Below are 17,735 nucleotides of genomic sequence, written 5' to 3'. Positions count from 1 at the left end.
GGGTTATTGGGCTGTGCTACCCAGCAGGTAGTCCAGCTCAATGACGGTCTGGTTATGCTCCAGCAGTACTTCCAAGTACGCCGTGCGCAAGCCTAGGGCCCGTTCCAGGTTGAGCAGATACTCACTGTAGCCGGTTTCTCCGGCCTTGAAGGCCCGGGTGCTCAGGCGCACAATCACGTCGGCCTGGGGCAGGGCCGTTTGCTGGTAGAATCTCAGGCGCTGCTGCTGCTCAGCGTGGCGAGCCACCAGCTCGTCCTGCCGGCCGGCCAGCTCGGCCAGCTGCCGCCGGTACGAGGCCGTGGCCACCTGCTCCTGCAGGCGGGCGGCCTGCACCCGGCTTTTCTGCGGGCCGCGCAGGATGGGAATGCCCACGGAGCCCTGCACGCCCTGAAACCGGTCACTGCCCGAGTAGTAGCGCTCATCGCCGCCCACCCCGCCGATGGTCTGTGGGCCAATCAGGGACTGGTTAAAGTAACCGAGCGTGATGTTAGGCAAACCCTGGGCCTGCTCGGCGCGGGTAGCCGCCTGGCGCTGGGCAATAAGCTGGCGCAGGACCTGGGCGTCCGGGTTCTGGGCCAGGCGGGCCGTGTCGCCCAGGGCAGGCAGCACCACGGGTTCCAGGGGACGCAGCAGACTGTCTGCCACGTCCACTACCTGCGCCTGTTGCAGCAGGGCCTGTAGCTGGCGCTGGGCCACCTGGTAGCCCGTGCGGGCTTGCCGAATCAGGGCTTGGGTTTCACCCTGCTGCACCAGGGCCGTGGCCGGCTCCAGCCGGGCCACCTCCCCGGTTTTGAAGCGCAGGTTCGCGGCCCGCAAAAACTCGGTGTAGAGGCTGTCCTGCCCGCGCAGCACCTTGAGGCGGTGCCGGGCGTAGACGGCCTGCTCGTAGCTCAGGCGCACCTGCCGGCGCAGGTCGGCTTGCACCTGGGCCAGCTGAAACTGCTGCCCGCCCACCTGCGCATCCAGCAGCCGGGCCTGGCTGCGGTACACGCCCGGCAACGAGAAGGTCTGGCTGAGGTTGAACTGGTTGTCCTTGCGGTAGGTGTTGTACTGCCCGTAAGTCACGCCGATGGTGGTGCGGCCCAGGTCAGTGGCCGTGCGGCGCAGGGCCTGCTGGGCTTCGAGCGAGCGTTGGGCCACCTGCACGGTGCCGTTGGCTTGCAGGGCCTGCGTGACGGCCTGCTGGGCCGTAAACGGCGTCCCGCCCACGGAAAGCTGCGGCTGCTGAGCACGGCCCGTGAAGGGCAAAGCCAGCAGCAACAGAGCAAGGGCCCCCGCTACCACGGGAGAAGTTGGCGTCGTGCCCGCTGCGCCCGTGGGGGCGTCATCGTGCATTTCCTCTTCGTCATCGGCCGTTTTCGTTGCCCGGCTTTCCACTAGGGCATAGAGAATAGGCAGCACCAGCAAGGTGAGCAGCGTAGCTGTCACCAGGCCCCCGATGACAACGGTCGCCAGGGGGCGCTGCACTTCGGCCCCCGCCGAGGTGGCCAGGGCCATGGGCAGAAAGCCGAGCGAGGCCACCGTGGCCGTCATCAGCACGGGGCGTAGCCGGGTGGCCGTGCCCTGCAGAATCCGTTCTGTTAAGTCCGTCACGCCTTCTTTTTTGAGTTGGTTGAAGTAGCCGATAAGTACTACTCCGTTGAGCACAGCCACGCCGAAGAGGGCAATAAAGCCTACGCCGGCCGAGATGCTGAAGGGCATGTCGCGCAGCCAGAGCGAGAGCACTCCGCCGATGGCCGAGAGCGGAATGGCCGTGAAAATCATCGTGGCCTGCAGCAGGGAGCGGAAGGTGAAGAAGAGCAGGGCGAAAATCAGCAGCAACGCCACCGGTACGGCGATGCTTAGGCGCTGCGAGGCCTCGCGCAGGTTCTCGAACTGCCCGCCGTAGGTGGTGTAGTAGCCGGGTGCCAGCTTGAGCTGCTGGTCTACTTTGCCCTGCAGCTCTTCTACCACGCTTTCCACGTCGCGGCCGCGTACGTTGAAGGCCACCGTAATGCGACGCTTGGCGTCGTCGCGCTGAATCTGGTTGGGGCCTTCCACCAAACTCACGTCAGCGAGCTGCTCCAGCGGAATCTGCTCGCCGCGCGGGGTGGCGATGAAGAGCTGGCGCACACTGGTGATGTCCTTGCGCAGGGCCGGGGGCAGGCGCAGTACCAAATCGAAGCGGCGCTCCTGCTCGAAGACCTGTCCGGCTGTCTGGCCAGCAAAGGCCGTCTGCACGGTGTGGTTCACGTCTTCCACATTCAGGCCGAACTGGGCCAGCTTGTTGCGGTCAATCTTGACCACAATCTGCGGTAGGCCCGTGACCTGCTCCACGTAAATGTCCTCGGCCCCCTGCACCTGCCGCACGAGCGTGGCCGTGCGGGCCGCGTAGTCGGCCAGCTGGTCGAGGTCTTCGCCGTAAATCTTGAGTACTACGTCCTGCTTGGCCCCGGAAATGAGCTCGTTGAAGCGCATCTGAATGGGCTGCTGAAAGCCGAAGGTGACGCCGGGAATCACGCTCAGGGCTTCGGCCATCTTCTCGGCCAGCTCCGGCTGCGTTTTGGCCGAAGTCCACTCCTTAGGGTCTTTCAGGGTCACCATCACGTCGGCCGCTTCCACCGGCATGGGGTCGGTGGGAATCTCGGCCGAGCCAATCTTGGCGACCACTTCCTTGACCTCGGGAAACTGTTTTTTCAGGATTCCCCCCGCCTGGTTGGCTTTTTCGATGGTGTAGCTCAGCGACGAGCCCGTGAGCGTACGCATCTCGATGGCAAAGTCGCCTTCCGAGAGCTGCGGTATAAACTCTCCACCCAAGGTGCGGAACAAGAGCACCGTGCCCACGAGCAGGGCCCCCGAGGTGGCCAGCACCACGGCCTTGCGGCGCAGCGCCCAGCTGATCATCGGCCGGTAGCGGGCTTCCAGCCAGCTCATCATCTTGTCGGAGAACGTGCGCTTAGGGGTCGTGTTGCGGCTTAGCCCCAGCGCGGCCATCATCGGCACGTAGGTCAGGGATAGAATCAGGGCCCCGATGATGGCGAAGGCCACGGTTTGGGCCATCGGCTTGAACATCTTGCCCTCAATGCCGGCCAGGGCCAGCAGGGGCAGATACACAATCAGGATGATGACTTCGGGGAAGCCGGCCGAGTCGCGGATGCCGGCAGCGGCGTGGTAGGTTTCGTCGTCCATCTGCCGCTGCGTGAGCAGGCCGCCCTTGCCGTGCGCCGGGGTGTGGCCCGAGTGGAGGCGGTGAATGATGCCCTCGACGATAATCACGGCCCCGTCCACGACCAGGCCAAAGTCGATGGCCCCGAGCGAGAGCAGGTTGCCCGACACGCCGAAGAGTTGCATCATAGCAATGGCAAAGAGCATGGCCAGCGGAATGACCGAGGCCACCACGAGGCCCGCGCGCAAGTTGCCCAGAAACAACACGAGCACGAAAATCACAATCAGCGCGCCCTCAATCAGGTTCTTGGTGACGGTGTGAATGGCCCGGCCCACCAGGTCGGAGCGGTCCAGGTACACATCTACGGCCACGCCTTCGGGCAGGGACTTTTCCACCGTCTTCATCCGCTCTTTCACGGCCTTGATGACTTCGTTGGCGTTGGCGCCCTTGAGCATGAGCACGATGCCGCCGGTTACTTCGCCCTCGTTGTTGCGGGTCATGGCCCCGTAGCGCACGGCCGAGCCCAGGCGGATGTTGGCCACGTCGCGCACCAGAATGGGCAGGCCGCTCTCAGTGCTGCGCACCACGATGTTGCCGATGTCCTGCGGGGTGGTGACCAGCCCTTCGGTGCGGATGGCGTAGGCTGTAGGGTTTTTGTCGAGGTAAGCCCCGCCGGTGTTCTGGTTGTTGCGCGAGACGGCCTGGTAGACTTCGTCCACGGTGATGTTGAGCGAGCGCAGCCGCTCGGGGTCGAGCGATACCTCGTACTGCTTGAGCAGGCCCCCGAAGGACGAAACATCAGCCACACCGGGCGTACCCAGCAGCTGGCGCCGCACAATCCAGTCCTGAATCGTGCGCAGCTCGCGGGCGTCGTACTTCTTCTCGTAGCCGGGCTTGGCGCGCACCAGGTACTGGTAGATTTCACCCAGGCCAGTGGATACGGGCGACATTTCCGGGCGGCCCACGCCGGCTGGAATCTGGCTTTCGGCCTCGCGCAGCCGCTCGGCTACCTGCTGGCGGGCCCAGTAGATGTCAATGCCGTCCTCAAAGACGATGGTGACCACCGAGAGGCCAAAGCGGGAAAAGGAGCGCACGTTGTCCTCGCCCGGAATCGTGGCCACGCTCTGCTCGATGGGAAAGGACACCAGCCGCTCGATGTCGTTGGCGGCCAGCGAAGGTGCCACGGTGTAGACTACGACCTGGTTGTTGGTGATATCAGGCACCGCGTCGATGGGGAGGCGGTAGAGCGAGTAGCCGCCCCAGGCAATGAGCGCCAGGGTCAGCAGCCCGATGATGAGCTTGTTGTGTATGGAAAAATAGATCAGCTTATTCAGCATGACGGCTGGGGGGTAAGACTAGAAATCCTGGGAAGGGGCGGCCGGAGCCCAGTGGGGCTCAACGGCGGCGGAGTCCGGGGCGAGCGCACGGAACGTGCGCATGCGTCAACGAGACTGAACTCCATGCCGGGGCTCAGTCCCGCAGGGGACCCAAAAAACAGGAAACTAGGCTTGGGGGGGCTGCCAAATGCTGCCGGGCATCTGCCGGGCGGCCGGGACAAGGAGCCATGCATACCGGCCCGAGGCATTAAACGCCTTGGGAGGAACCGTCAGGGCGATGCGCAACGCCGTGGGCAGCGAGGTGCCCGCGCAGCAGTGGCACTGGCACAGCGGCGTGCACCAGTCAACGCCCGCGTGGGACGCAGCATCGTGGGAAGTGGCGTTAACAACCGTCTGCGAGCTGTTCGGGCGCACCGGCTCACGGTCTACGCAGGGCAGACAGGCGAGCAGGGCCAGGTAACAAGCAAAGAAAACGGAGAAGAAGCGCATTCCAGGGGCTAGGATGGTGCAAACCTACGGATTCCACGCCGATAAGGATACATCCTTGAACAATTTGGTTTTATTCGTCCAGTGCCCGGCACAGGGTCTGGCTGCTGATAAGCCACTGGTCGTGCTGGCGAACAACGACCGAAATAGCTGTGTAGCCTTGGACGGACAAACGGCGCCTATGGGCAGAAACAGGGGTATGCCGGTAATAAGTTTCCACTACCACAACCGAGTCGGGCCCGGGCAGGACGCTCACCTGATACTGACCAAGCGGGGGAGCTGGGCGGCACCAGCCGCGGCAGCCGGCCAAGTGAACGAAGCGGCGCTTCGGGGCAGGTTCCGTTTGGTCAAGGAGCCAGGCCGCGCGGGAGAAGACCGCCACGGCGGCCGCGGAGTCCCCAATGGCAACAGCATGGCGAAACGTGCGCATGGTTCGTAAAATCGCCGCTTCCGTGGGGTCGTCGCCAAGCCTGGAACCGGCAGTCCGTACCCCGTCGGGCAACCCGGCGGAAGAAAATGACAGCAGCAAGGATGCCAAAGGGAGATACGCAGCAAGTGAGAGTGGCCGCATCGAAAATGTAGGTGGTTATCTACTTTACACGAGAGAAAGACCGTAGGGTTGACGTAGGGCCGCTAATCAGCGCAACAGCAACCATGACGGGAGACTCCCGTTAGCTGAACCATTCCCGTCTTTTTGCCCCGCCGCCATGTTTGCCGCCCTCATCCACGCTGAACTCACCGAAGCGCGTACCGTCCTGGACCGGTTCCTGGCCGATTCGCAGAACCTGGCCCGCATCGAGCAGGCAGCCCGCCTGATGAGCACTTGCTTGGGCACGGGTGGCAAAATCCTGAGCTGCGGCAACGGCGGCTCGCTCTGCGACGCCCAGCATTTTGCCGAGGAGCTTACCGGTCGTTACCGCCAGGACCGCCCCGCCTTGGCCGCCATTGCCCTTACCGAGGCGTCGCATCTGAGCTGCGTGGCCAATGATTACGGCTATGAGTACGTGTTCAGCCGCTACGTGCAGGCCCTGGGCCGCCCCGGCGATGTGCTGCTGGCCATCAGCACCAGCGGGCACTCCCCGAATGTGCTGCGTGCGGCCGAAGCCGCCCAAGCCTGCGGCATGCAGGTCGTGAGCCTCACGGGTAAGGACGGCGGGCCACTGGCCGCCCTCAGTGACGTAGAAATCCGGGTGCCCCATACCGGCTACGCTGACCGCACTCAGGAGGTGCATGTGAAAGTGATACACGTATTGCTGCGTCTGCTTGAGCACCTACTGCAGGATGCTACGCCAACGCTTCCTGCTACGGCAGGCGTTCAGCCCCCCACCGGTAAGGAGAACCCGCACGCTTAAGCAGGTGGCTGTAACCGCGTGATGCGCACCTCAATGCCGGAAGCTGCAGCCCAGAAAGTAACTGGTTTCAGTGTTGCGGGTTAGCGCCAGATTAATGCCTAAATCCAGCTGCAGGTTGGTACTCACCCGCCAGATAGGCCCGCCGTTGAGCGTAGCGGCCCAGGCCGTAGCCCGCGTGTCCCAGGCGCCGGCCACCTCAACAAAGCCTCCCAGCGTGCGGTACAGGTCATGTCCCACCGTCACCGTGGGGGCGAGTTCCAAGTAATGCACACGCGCTTCCGGGTCACGATTCCAGGAAGTCTGCAGTTGGGAGCCAAACGACCAGTCGCGCGGGAGCTGCCACGCAAAGGGAACCACGAGGCCCCCTTCCCAGGCCCGGTTGCCGCAGCTGCGGCCGGTGGGCAGCTTTACAAAGGGCATGAGAGCCAGGGCAGTGGTGCCCCCATCGTTGCCCCAGAGGTTGCGCTTGAGCCGCAGAGTCACGTCGCCGAAGCCGGCCCGGCGTACGGGCTGCTCAGCATCTTCAGTTTGGATGGTGTAGGATTCGACTACCACTTGCAAGTCCATGTGCCGCGTCAGGCCCAGCTTAAGATTGGCGTGGTTCAGGGCCACCTGCTGCTGGTTGGCTTCGCCATCGAACCGCTGCTGCCCCAGGCGGACTACGTCGGTTTCCATCTGGAAATGGCCCGCGTCTACCGAGTAGGCGCTTTCCGTGGCATCCGGCCGGTCAGTGCTCATGGGCCGCAATTGGGGGCGCGGTACCGGTCGGAAAAGCGAGTAGCGCGGCGGCCGCGTTCGGGCGCTGTCCGGCACTGGGGCTTGTCGCGGGGTTTGGGCCCAACTAGGCCAGCTGCTGCTAAGAAGGGCAACCAAAGTAAAGAATCGAATCATGCGTTCTAAAATTAGAAAACTATTTACGGAAGCCTAAAATAATTTTTAGACTACCCTAAATACTGCATGAAGTTCAGAATGGTTTTCCGTTAGTAATCGTTGGCTATAGCTTGGCCCCTTTTCCCGTCCTCGTACTTCTGGACTAGCTTACGGGTAATAGCTGTTGGGCTACGGTGGAGTGGCCTTGCGGGCCGATTAGACGTGAGTAGCCAGGCCCACGACCGCCATTTCCACGAAGGAATAAGATGTCACATTGAATTCGTCGCACTCAGCTCGGAGACTGAACCGCCTGCAACAGCTCGCTCCAGCGGGGTTCGGCCCCGCAACGAGCCGCATACGACAGCAGCAGCTCCTGATTGACTGACTGGCTGGCTTGCAGCCTAGCGAGCGCCAACACCAAGGCTGCATCTGACGGGACACCAGCTACTTCTGGCATCAGGGTGACGTCGACGAGCATTTTTTCCAGGCGTGCCGTAGGAATGCCGCGAACCTGCCGCACGGGTGAGAACCGCTGCCAGACTCGCACTACCAGCGGGTCTGGGGGAGAGACAGAGGCCAGCAGGTCTTGCGCCCAGCGCAACTCCGCCCAGCGCACTTCCACGACGAGAACACTGGGCAGATCTGGTAAAAACGGCTGCAGCCAGCGGGTAGACCACAGGCAACCCAACGGCAAGGCCAGCCCGGCCTGGAGCTGCTGCCACACGGCCAGCCATTCGGGCCGTACAACGGGTTGTTGGAAGCCTTGCGTTAGGGGCGCTTCAAATGAGAACAGGCCGAGGCCCACTTCGTGCAGCAACTGGCTGCGCAGGAGTCCCTGCCGGACTGAGGGCCACACAGTAGCCGTAACGGCGGGCACTACTTGCTGGAAGAAGGTCAGCAGCTCTGCTTCCGAAAGCTGCGTACGGCCGCGAAAGAAGCCGCGCAGCTGGGGCCACGCCCGCAGCACCCGATCCACCGGGGCAGTTGCTGATTTCATGTGCGTCAGGACCGATAAGACCCGTGAAGGTAGCGTTTACCACTTCACGGCTACAGTCAGGAAAAAGCTGCGGCCGTCAGAGGGCAAGATGCCGGGGCCGGGGTAACCGGTGGCGCGGCGGGTGAAGTAGACGGCATTGCCCAGGTTGTTAACGCTGCCTTCGAGTTTGAGCCAGCGCCGCTCCCACGACACGGAGGCATCCAGCACGGTGTAAGCCGGAATGCGGCCTACCACGGCCGATACGCCGCCCAATTCAGCTTTGGTCGCGTCGGTATACTGCTTGGATAAGTAGGTGGCCTGCAGCGAGCCTTTGAACGGGCCAACCCCTACGCGGGTACCGGCCTTGAGGTTGACATCCGGCACGAACTCAACCGGGTTGCCCTTCACGCCCACGATTTCGCTTTGCGTGTAGCGCCCCCGAATCAGGGCCAGGTTGCCGAATGCAGCCAACGACCAGCGACCGGGCTCGGCGGCGGGACGCACCGCGCGCAGTAGATCCACTTCGGCGTAGGACTCCACGCCTAGAATCAGAGCCTGCCCCACATTGCTGCGGCGGCGCAGCACCCGGTCGGCGTCATCGTAGGTTTGCACTTCGCCGATGCGGTTGCCGTATTGCAGGGCAAACAGGCTCACGTCGTAGGTCAGCCACTGGCCCTGCTCGCCGCGCAGGCCCAGGTCAGCCGAAAAGCCGCGCTCGTCCTGCAAATCGGGGTCGATAACGGCCGAGGGGTTGGCAATGCGCATGTCCGAGAACGTAATGGAGCGATAGTTCTGCGAAATATTGCCGTAGAGCTCCCTCGTTTCCACTGGCTTGTAGCTCACCCCGATGCCGCCCAGCACGAAGCCGCGTGGACTGAGCCGCTCCTCGTTCTTTTGGGTAATGGCATCGATGTTGCCGGCATTGTCCCGAATGACGTTGCCGTAGGTGCCCTGCGATTTGGTGCGAATGTACTCGTAGCGCACGCCGGGCGTCACGGATACTTTGTCGCTCAGATAGAAGATGTTTTCGGCAAACACCGCCACGTTCTGATTGGGAAACTCGAAGTCGGAGAAGCCGTTGGCAAACGTTACGCCTTCCGGGCCCACAAAGCGAAAGTCGGCGTCGCGGCCGGTGGGCCCAAAGCCCTGCACGCTGTGGTTATAGCCGTTGTAGTAGCGCGTGCCTACCAGCAACACACCGCTTTTACTGCCTAGCGCGTAACGGTTGAGGTAGCGAGCCTCCACGCCATAGTTGCGGAATTCGCCGGTGATGAGGTCGCGCAAATAGTTGTCTTTGTCGGGCAAGTCCACTCGGTTGGGCCGAAACCCGAGGGACTTGCGCGTGGCGCGCAGCCCGAAGGCCAGCACGTTGAGGTTGGCCTGCGGGCTGAGCTTCCAGTCGGCCGAGGCATTGAACAGGTTCCAATCGACCGCAAACCAGTTCCGCTCCCGGTTGCTCTGCCGCGCATTCTGGGCAAACTGTTCGTCGCTCAGGCCGCCCGGTTGCTGGGCCAGGTAGTCCATATGAGTAACCTGAGCGCCGATTTTGAAGTTTTCCGTGAACTGGTAGCGCACGTCGGCATAGGCGGTTTTGGAGTCGAAGTGGGAGTTGGGCCGCCACCCGTCGCCGCGCTTGTACTGGGCAAAGGCGTAGTAGCTAAGCTTTTTTACCGTACCGCTCACGCTGTTGAACGAGTTGAAAAAGCCGAAAGACCCCACCGTCTGCCGCGACACTACCGACACCGTTTTATCGGGCTCGGGTGTGCGCAGCTCGAAGTTGAGTAGGCCCCCGAACTGCGTGCCGTACTGCAGCGAGGCCGCCCCGCGCACCAGCTGAATGCGCTTGACAGCCTCCACGGGGGGCGTGTAGTAGCTTTCGGGGTAGCCCAGCGCGTCGGCGGAGATGTCGTAGTTGTTCTGCCGCACGTTGAAATTACTGGTGCGGTTGGGGTCGAGGCCCCGGCCCCCAATGCTGAGCTGCAGGCCGCCCTGGTCACTTTCCCAGATGTTGAGGCCCGCCACCCGGGCGTACACCTGCCGGGCATTGTTGGTGGCCAGGTTGGCCACCAGGTTGTCGGGCACGATGACGTCCGACTTTTTAGCCGCGAAAATGGCTGTCCCCTCCACTTCGCGCAGCCGCTGCGGCCCAAAGCGCGACTGGGGCGCCGCCACCACTACTTCCTTCAGCTGCCGCTCGCGGCGCGTGAGAGTAAAATCCAGCACGGCGCCATCGGTGTGCAGGCTTACCTCGGTTTTAAAGGGTTCGTGGCCGATGGAGGAGAACTGGAGTTGCTGGCGACCGGCGGGTAGCTTGGCAATGGTAAACAAGCCGGTGGAATCGGTGCGGGCAATCTGGCGGGAGCCGCGTACGTACACTTCGCAGCCCACCACGGGCTGGCCCGTATCGGCTTCGCGCACCCGGCCCTGCAGGGCGGCCTGCTGGGCAACGGCGGAAAAAGTAGACAGCCCGCTCACCACCAGGGCAACGCTATAAACCGGTAATCTCATCGTCGAAAGGTAAAATCCAGGGCTTAGCCCGCAGGTCGTCAGTTACCTGGGCCAAGTCCACCGTGGGGTCAATAAAGCTCTTGCCCAGGCGGCCATTCAGGCTCACGTACGCATCGGCGTATACTTTGGGGTTGCGTACGCCACGCCGGGCGTAGTAGTCACGCAGGTAGTGGGCAAACTGCACCAGCATGTCGGGCTGGGTGCTCATCATCTTTTCCTGGAGCACGCTCAGGTGCTCGTAGTTGTTCACCAGCCGGGCCCGGCCCGTGGCGGAGTCTACTACCTTAAACTGTACCTGGCCCATCTTTTCCATCAGCATCACCCGCCAGGAAAACCGGTAACCCTCCTCAGTCCAGAATAGCTCGCGCGGGTAGAGCAGGTAGCGGAAAGGCAGCAGCAGCTGCACCACAAAGAACACACCCAGCGTGAGCAGCAGCAGTTGCCGGGTACGAGGGGCGTACACCAGCGGCTGGCTCGTGCGCGGAGTTGCCGGACGCTTGCTCCACCAGCGCTGCACCCGGGCTTGGACGCGCTCGTGCGTCTCGGCCGGGAAAAACACCAGGGCAGCCACAATCATCACGTAAGGAAACATGCCGATGGGAAACAGCACCGCCGTGAGTACGTGAAACACCACGACCGTGGCGTAGGCCCAGATTCGAGTGGGGCGGTAGAGCAGGAAAAAGGGCACCGTCAGATCATAGAAGGCCCCGAACCAACTAAAGGCGTAGGCCACCCACGGGTGGTTAAACAGCGGGCCTACCAGCCACAAGTCATTTTTAGCCGGCAACCAGATGCGCAGCGGCATGGCGTGTAGCAGCCAGTCGGAGTTGAGCTTGGCCAGCCCGGCATAGCAGTACACGATGCCCACGAGCAGGCGCAGGGCATCTACTGTCCAGCGTGGCACCTGACTGCGCCAGCGCGCAGGGTTGCGGTGGGCGTCCACGGAAAAGAAGCGGCCGGCGGGCAGCAGCACGAGCAGAAACGCCGCCAAGCTCACGAAGTAGTAGTGGTTGAGATAGGTGCTTTTGTCCATGAGCTCGATGTAGGTGAAGCTCACAAATAAGCCCAGGGCAGCCGTGCGGTACCACCAACCCAGCGCCACCAGCAGGGCACACAGCCCGCACACTATAAACAGCCCGTAGGTGTAATTCCCCAGCGGCTTTACCCACTCAAAACCGTAGTAGGAGAAGAAAAACGTTGGCCTCAAATACAGTTCTTCAATCCAGCCCTTAGCCCAAAAACGAGCCACGCTGGCCAGCACTAAAACGCCAAAGGCCACGCGGAACGTGGCCAGTGGTGCGGCAGAAATATACGCCTGCAAGTAGCGCCGAAGCCCAGCCTGCATTAGTCGCCGTCGTTGTCAACGTAGGTCACGGTGATGCCAAGGGCCGAGGTCATGTCCACCTTAATCAGGCGGACGGCCTTCTGCATCTCGTTGTAGGAAGCCACCGCATCAGCGTTGCGAGCGGTAATAGTCGAATACAGGTCTGGGCCCAGGGTGCTGAGCTGCTGATACGATACCCCGAACTGCGTGTTGATGATGCTGGTCAGGCTTTGGCCGGTGCGGCTGTCCTTGGCGCCGAGGGCATCGAGGTAGCTTTTCAGCGAGGGCCGGCCCGTACGGCCGTTGAAAAACTGCTGCACCGTGGCGTGGGCCGTGGTGGCCAGCTGCAGTGGCAACGTACCTTTAAAGTAGTAGGCCTCAATCTTTTCAGGACGGGCCACACCGGTCATAGTGCCGGCCGGAATACCCACTTTGCCGGCCCGCAGGAAACGCTCATAATAGAGCGAATAGGCGTTGATAACCCGCGAAAGCGACGAGCTGGCGTCGGTGCCGGTATTGTTCACGAAGGTGTCGCGGTAGGAGCCGTTCCACTGCGAATATACCGTGCCGAAGGTCTGTTCCATCTTGGCCATTACATCGGTCAGGTAGCGGCGGTGGTTAGCCGACGTCACGTACTGCTGCACAATGGCCGCGTCGTTGCTGGCTACGCCGTTGAGCAAGTAGTCCAGGGCCGGGAAGCCCTGCTGCGGAATGGCCGTGGCCAGCTCGAAATTGTAGGCTCCCGAGGTGATGTTGCTGTTAATGCCCGCCGCATCCGTTGGATAAATATTAAAGTGGTTGCGCAGGCTGACCGACTCGGCCGGGCCGAACTCATACAGCTCCACCTTTTGCCACTCCTGGTAAGCCGCCTGCCAGGCCTGGCGGGCGGCGGTGAGGGTGGCCGTGGTGGGTGCCGCCGTAAAGGCCGTGGTCTTGGCCTTGAGTACGACCAGCTTGTCGTTGAAGCGTTGGTAGCCGGGCTTCACCAGGCTATCGGCCCACTGCGTGAGCAGGGCTTTGCGGTCTAGCGTGGTGTCCGGGCCGGGCGTATCTGCGCTGGATTCTTTCTGGCAGCTGAAGATGCCGATGGTGGTCACAAAAAGCAGCAGGGCAAACAAAAGGGTATTTTTCATCAGGGATTTTTCGTGGCGAAGGCCAACGCACCAGGTGGCCGGAGCTACCTGGTGCGTTGGCCTTGAGTCCGCTTACAGGAAGCGGCCCGAAAGTTACTAAATGCTAAACTTGGCTTTGATGGCGTTGATGGCCACGTCGGCCTGGGCATTGGTTAGGCTCCAGGCACCGTTGGTGCCCGAGGTGAGACCGGTAAGGATATTGTCCGAGAAAGCAGCATCGGCACCGTACTTGGTGCAGAAGCGTAGCGAGTACACAAAACCGAGGCCTTCGCCCAGCGCGTGGGCCTTCACATCAAGGGCCGAAGCCGCCTTCCAGTTGCTCAGGTAAGATACGGCCGCCAGGGCAATGGTTTTCTCCAGCTCGGTGCGAATAATATCGGCCTGGGTTTTTACGGCTGCCGCGTCATTGTTGACAATGGCTACCCGACCCTGAAGGAAAGCCATATACACTTTGGGCGAGGCCGTCGGGTTCTTCTCGTTGAGGTAGCTGGCCAGGAACCGCTCGCGGGGCGTCAGGTTGATGTCCGTGGTCATGATGGCGTTGTTGGTCAGAAAGCCATAAGCCAAATCCCAGTTATGCTCCAGCTCAGAGTAGGTCTTACCGTCTACCACTTTGCTGTTGTTGGCTTTCAGGGCGTTATCGATCAGCAGCACGTTGTCAATCTGGTCGAGCAGCAGGGCACCAATCAGTGATTTGGCAATCACCTGGTTTACTTCAATACCGTTGCCGTCGACCAGGTAGCGGCCCAGGCGGCCGGCGTTACCCGGGGTGGCCACGTTGTTTACCGACTGGCTGGCGGTGGCCAGTTGAGTCAGCTTAGTGTCCATGTAGGTGCGCACGGTCTCGGCGTTGGTGGCCGGGAAAGATGCAGCCGTGCTGCTGCGTAGGGTCAGGCCCGAAGCGTTCAGGCCCGTACCCGTAAAGTAATTGCCGGTGTTGGCATAGTAGCCGCGCAACTTAATTACGTCTAGCGTCTGTGGAGTAGCAGGAGCTGCTACGGCCACCAGGGCCATGTAGGAGTTCAGCTCCGAGAACATATCAAGGCGCTGGTTCGAGGTCGTCAAATCTACTGTCGACTGGCCGCTGGCATCCTTGAACGATTCGGTATACTTAGACGAGGCCGTTAGGGTGCTGGCATCCATCTTCGTGCGCAGAGCAGGTGCAGCCTCGGTGTTGTCATTCTTGTCGCAGGAGCTCAGCGCAACAGTTAAGGCTAGCAGTGCGGCGGGAACGTACTTAAACGTCATGGGAAATGGGTGTTAATAGGGGAGAGTGGATTGACGCTCCAAAGATAAAGGGCTTATCTGGAATTGTTACAAATAAGACGTCTGTTTTTATAAAAAGTCTAAATAAGACCTCAACTATCGATTCGCTGATCCTCATGGAAGGCGGTATGAGAATACGTTTGGGCGAGACTAACCGTATGCCGGTCTTACCAGGCACTCCATGTGTTACGCTTGAGCAAACCAGGGCCAGAAGTAGTTGCTTTAGCAACGCTAAGACCTCGGATATGCACCCGCCAATCAGAATCGTAATGAGCTCCGACCAAGCGGCGCTGTCTTGCTTTCGATGAGCTTCGGGACTATACATCGCTCAGAATCGAGACAGGGCTGAGGAGAAATACTGCGCCGCATGCCGCCTTTGCATAGGATAGATCTAAGAAAAGCCCTCCTTTCGGCAGAAGCACCGGTTTAGTGAACAGATCAGCATTTGCAAGCCTCTAATCACCCCATTTCTATCCGAATTTATGCGTGACAGTCTTCTATTTGCAGCAAAGGTTCTGTTGGGCATCCTGCTTACATATGTGCTCTTACTAATCGGCATCCGCACCGTAGGGCACCAAAGGCAAAAAGCGACCGTCGAGAGAAAAATCGGTGCCTACAAGAGGAGAATATAAGCCTTAACCATCCTCAAACTTTCTGACCGTTTCACTGAACGTCGCTTAAGTGCTTATTTTGTCCCGGATGAGCAAGAAGGATTATATTGCATACACGGTGTTTTCGATGGTGGCCATGTGCTGCTATTTCGCCGGAAAGGAGGCTTTTGGCTTTTTAGGCGGCATTTTCGGTATGGCGCTGGGGGTATTCGCCGGCTTTGCTGCCCTGCGGCTTGTTACGCGCCGTTCGTTGCGGTTCGCCGCATACACAATGGGCATCGTAACCGTTGTGGGGATGTTGACCCTCTTTGGCTTAGTACGCTTATCAGACCGCGCAGTGACCGTGGCCAATCTACAAGGTCGGTGGGTAGCCGACGACCCCGGGGGACTCGTTACGTTGGATATCCGCGATTCAACGGTGGTGCTGGACATGCAGGTGTTTGCAACTCCCCATCGGTTTGCCTTAGTCGTCGCCCACGACAGCTTACACATGACTAGTCCCACTTCGAGGCCCTTCGCATGGCGCGTTCATTCCTTGACAACGACTCGCATGAACATCAGCGCCAAGCAGGGCGTGTTGGATTTTCAGCGGGAAGATAATTAAGGCTAGCAGTTAGTAACCTTCTCTCGTCGAGTTAGGGCTTTTTAAACTACCCTTTTCCTCCTTTTTCTGTACCGCTGCCCATGCACGTCTACTGGCATGGTGAAGTGGCCATACAGCCCAGATTAGGTTCAAGAAACTGGTTCACTTTTCAAAGTTCAGTAAACCGCCTGAGAGCATGAGTTTCGTGAACTTCATTCTGACGTGTTCCTGAAGTGGTACTTTCTGCAAACGCCAGAGATTTACCTTCTCGCTAAAACTCGTTCGGGAGCCTCCTCTGCTGCTCCATCCTTGGAAATTTCAACCTTCACCGTCTTCACCGGCCTCTGGGGCTTGTTGAGCAAGTAACTTCCCAGAATCGGCCCGCCTACGACAATGAGCGTCACGAAAACAGTGCGCAGACATCTGGCCACAGTACCCAGGAAGCCATAGCGGGCCACCTGCACAACGGCATCATTCTGATTTATCGACTTCATATCCATAGACGGGGACGGGTCGGGTTTGTGCCACGGATTCGGCTTTTTCTTTCTAGTATTTCTGGGCATGTTTCTGAGCGTGTCTTATAAGGCTGGAAACCGGAGCTACTATGGCTGCGGTTAACACCCTGGGTATAATCGGAGCATTTTGGTTTTTGCGCCATATTTCTCAAAAGTACCGGCGCTCAGTAGGGCGAGAAAGTGGGTAGCTATCACGTTCTTTCTCTCTTGGCTTTCTTCCATTCAGCAATGCTACGGTGGGTGCTCAGCAGTCGCACTACGTCAGGACCTGAAGTTGTTCCCCCAACGAACTATACGGCTGGAAATGGCCTCTTACAAACCTACCCGAGCCACAGAATGGGGCCTGTGAATTCGCTGGGTTTCGGATAGGTGAACCGCGTCAGATGCTGCTTGAGCAAGGCGGAAGACGATACGATAAACTTCATATAGGCGGGGTTGGCTAGACATTCAGACTCAAGCAAGTTACCGATTCACCAAGCAAGAATTTAGGGTTCGGCCGAGTATTGGGGACGCGAACCAAACCAAGCTTATTTCCGCCTGTGGTTTAGAAATTTCAGCCCATCGTTATTGGGTCGTAAGTAGGATTTTGAGGCCGCCCGTCTAACTAATTAGGGTAGCAAAAAAAGCCAACCGATTTGGGAACAAATTTGTAACAAGCTGTGTATTTTGTTTAGACGCCTATATGTATTAGCTAGGCAGAGGCAGAGATTTCATTAAGTAAGGACGAAGTATATGGCACAATGCACAGCCCCATCACGAGGACATCGCACAGCAAGCGGGGCAGCAGAATGTCCGGCATGTGGTGGTCGCTCTCGCTACAGTTCATACTCGCGCCCGTCATATCCATCATATCCTTCCTCTTACCCTTCATCAGGTTCGAGCAGTCGTAGTGGAAGTGGGTCTACCAGAACGGTTAGGCCACGCTGGTCGCGAGGTGGTTCAGGGTCGGGCGGTAGTTCGGTTATTCTCTACACACCTGCTGAAGTGACAACACTCACCCCAATCCGTGAAAACGTCGAAAAGCAATCAACGACAACTGTACCTGATCGCCGGGACTACTTCCTTTGTCATGCATGGGACGATCGAAGAGATGCGGCTAAAGACTTGCATGATCAACTTGTTTCGTGTGGTGCCTCCGTCTGGTTCAGTGAGAAAGATGTTCACTTAGGTTCAACCCTACTGCGGGAAATAGACAAAGGGCTAGCGATGTCGAAAGTCGGTATCGTTTTGGTTACCCCTGCGCTACTAACGCGCCTCAAACGAGAGGGTATCGCTGATAAAGAGCTTTCTGCACTCTTGGCACTTGACCGGCTTATTCCTATCGTACACAACACCACCTATGAAGATCTTCGTGATGTCAGTCCTTTGCTCGGCTCACGAAGTGGCCTGAACACGAAAGAGGAAACGATGGCAGAAGTCGCCGCCAAGCTGGCTGAACTAGTTGCCATTTAGCTATTGCAGAACGGGGTAAAAGTCATTGACATTTACTGAAAGCACAAAGGCCTCACAATGTGAGGCCTTTGTGCTTTCAGATTGGAAAGGTTTCAACGGCTCCGCTTTGTCATATTTCTTCGTAAAAGAAAAGGCCTTCTCTGGCCGGCTGTGATGACTTTTAATACAAGTGAGGCT

Annotated in this window: 11 protein-coding genes; 3 read left to right on the top strand and 8 right to left on the bottom strand. The window is 59.7% G+C overall.

Annotated elements, in window-relative coordinates:
- Window positions 1-3: 3 nt before the first annotated feature.
- Together LGH74_RS23510 and LGH74_RS25260 are read right to left on the bottom strand one after the other, a co-directional pair.
- The gene (locus LGH74_RS23510; protein ID WP_226180388.1) at window positions 4-4,482 is read right to left on the bottom strand and encodes a CusA/CzcA family heavy metal efflux RND transporter; all 4,479 of its coding nucleotides are present in this window, start codon (window positions 4,480-4,482) and stop codon (window positions 4-6) included.
- A gap of 165 nt (window positions 4,483-4,647) precedes the next feature.
- Window positions 4,648-4,971 (bottom strand): DUF6660 family protein, encoded by a 324-nt coding sequence (locus tag LGH74_RS25260; RefSeq protein WP_431357459.1) that lies wholly within the window; start codon window positions 4,969-4,971, stop codon window positions 4,648-4,650.
- A gap of 704 nt (window positions 4,972-5,675) precedes the next feature.
- Here LGH74_RS25260 and lpcA point away from each other — a divergent pair.
- The gene (lpcA, locus tag LGH74_RS23505) at window positions 5,676-6,320 is read left to right on the top strand and encodes a D-sedoheptulose 7-phosphate isomerase (RefSeq protein ID WP_226180386.1); all 645 of its coding nucleotides are present in this window, start codon (window positions 5,676-5,678) and stop codon (window positions 6,318-6,320) included.
- A gap of 30 nt (window positions 6,321-6,350) precedes the next feature.
- Here lpcA and LGH74_RS23500 read toward each other — a convergent pair whose 3' ends face one another.
- The 6 genes from LGH74_RS23500 to LGH74_RS23475 form a co-directional block, all read right to left on the bottom strand.
- The gene (locus LGH74_RS23500) at window positions 6,351-7,058 is read right to left on the bottom strand and encodes a transporter (protein ID WP_226180384.1); all 708 of its coding nucleotides are present in this window, start codon (window positions 7,056-7,058) and stop codon (window positions 6,351-6,353) included.
- Between the two features lie 421 nt (window positions 7,059-7,479).
- The gene (locus tag LGH74_RS23495) at window positions 7,480-8,187 is read right to left on the bottom strand and encodes a DUF6577 family protein (RefSeq protein WP_226180382.1); all 708 of its coding nucleotides are present in this window, start codon (window positions 8,185-8,187) and stop codon (window positions 7,480-7,482) included.
- 36 nt (window positions 8,188-8,223) lie between these two features.
- A complete protein-coding gene (locus tag LGH74_RS23490; RefSeq protein WP_226180380.1) occupies window positions 8,224-10,674 on the bottom strand; it encodes a TonB-dependent receptor in 2,451 nt (816 codons plus the stop codon).
- Window positions 10,655-12,019: an HTTM domain-containing protein gene (locus LGH74_RS23485; protein WP_226180378.1), complete on the bottom strand. Its 1,365-nt coding sequence runs from the start codon at window positions 12,017-12,019 to the stop codon at window positions 10,655-10,657. The genes LGH74_RS23490 and LGH74_RS23485 overlap by 20 nt, the downstream gene beginning before the upstream one ends.
- Window positions 12,019-13,131: an imelysin family protein gene (locus LGH74_RS23480; RefSeq protein WP_226180376.1), complete on the bottom strand. Its 1,113-nt coding sequence runs from the start codon at window positions 13,129-13,131 to the stop codon at window positions 12,019-12,021. Before LGH74_RS23480 ends, LGH74_RS23485 begins: the two co-directional genes overlap by 1 nt.
- Window positions 13,132-13,227: 96 nt before the next feature.
- The gene (locus tag LGH74_RS23475) at window positions 13,228-14,379 is read right to left on the bottom strand and encodes a DUF4856 domain-containing protein (protein ID WP_226180374.1); all 1,152 of its coding nucleotides are present in this window, start codon (window positions 14,377-14,379) and stop codon (window positions 13,228-13,230) included.
- Between the two features lie 717 nt (window positions 14,380-15,096).
- Here LGH74_RS23475 and LGH74_RS23470 point away from each other — a divergent pair.
- Window positions 15,097-15,612, top strand: a complete 516-nt coding sequence (locus LGH74_RS23470; protein WP_226180372.1) for a hypothetical protein — start codon at window positions 15,097-15,099, stop codon at window positions 15,610-15,612.
- Window positions 15,613-17,090: 1,478 nt separating this feature from the next.
- Window positions 17,091-17,558 carry a toll/interleukin-1 receptor domain-containing protein gene (locus LGH74_RS23465; RefSeq protein ID WP_226180370.1) on the top strand — a complete coding sequence of 156 codons (468 nt, stop codon included), beginning with the start codon at window positions 17,091-17,093 and terminating at the stop codon, window positions 17,556-17,558.
- Window positions 17,559-17,735: the final 177 nt, after the last annotated feature.

This window comes from Hymenobacter lucidus, assembly GCF_020447265.1.
Taxonomy (GTDB): Bacteria; Bacteroidota; Bacteroidia; order Cytophagales; family Hymenobacteraceae; genus Hymenobacter; species Hymenobacter lucidus.
The sequence above is the reverse complement of the archived record's forward strand: the minus strand, read 5'-3'. Positions and strand labels throughout refer to the sequence as shown.

Coding starts and splice junctions, on each gene's coding strand:
- LGH74_RS23470 (WP_226180372.1), top strand. CDS start 15,097: ATGAGCAAGAAGGATTATATTGCATACACGGTGTTTTCGATGGTGGCC.
- LGH74_RS23495 (WP_226180382.1), bottom strand. CDS start 8,187: ATGAAATCAGCAACTGCCCCGGTGGATCGGGTGCTGCGGGCGTGGCCC.
- LGH74_RS23475 (WP_226180374.1), bottom strand. CDS start 14,379: ATGACGTTTAAGTACGTTCCCGCCGCACTGCTAGCCTTAACTGTTGCG.
- lpcA (WP_226180386.1), top strand. CDS start 5,676: ATGTTTGCCGCCCTCATCCACGCTGAACTCACCGAAGCGCGTACCGTC.
- LGH74_RS23485 (WP_226180378.1), bottom strand. CDS start 12,019: ATGCAGGCTGGGCTTCGGCGCTACTTGCAGGCGTATATTTCTGCCGCA.
- LGH74_RS23510 (WP_226180388.1), bottom strand. CDS start 4,482: ATGCTGAATAAGCTGATCTATTTTTCCATACACAACAAGCTCATCATC.
- LGH74_RS23500 (WP_226180384.1), bottom strand. CDS start 7,058: ATGAGCACTGACCGGCCGGATGCCACGGAAAGCGCCTACTCGGTAGAC.
- LGH74_RS23480 (WP_226180376.1), bottom strand. CDS start 13,131: ATGAAAAATACCCTTTTGTTTGCCCTGCTGCTTTTTGTGACCACCATC.
- LGH74_RS25260 (WP_431357459.1), bottom strand. CDS start 4,971: ATGCGCTTCTTCTCCGTTTTCTTTGCTTGTTACCTGGCCCTGCTCGCC.
- LGH74_RS23490 (WP_226180380.1), bottom strand. CDS start 10,674: ATGAGATTACCGGTTTATAGCGTTGCCCTGGTGGTGAGCGGGCTGTCT.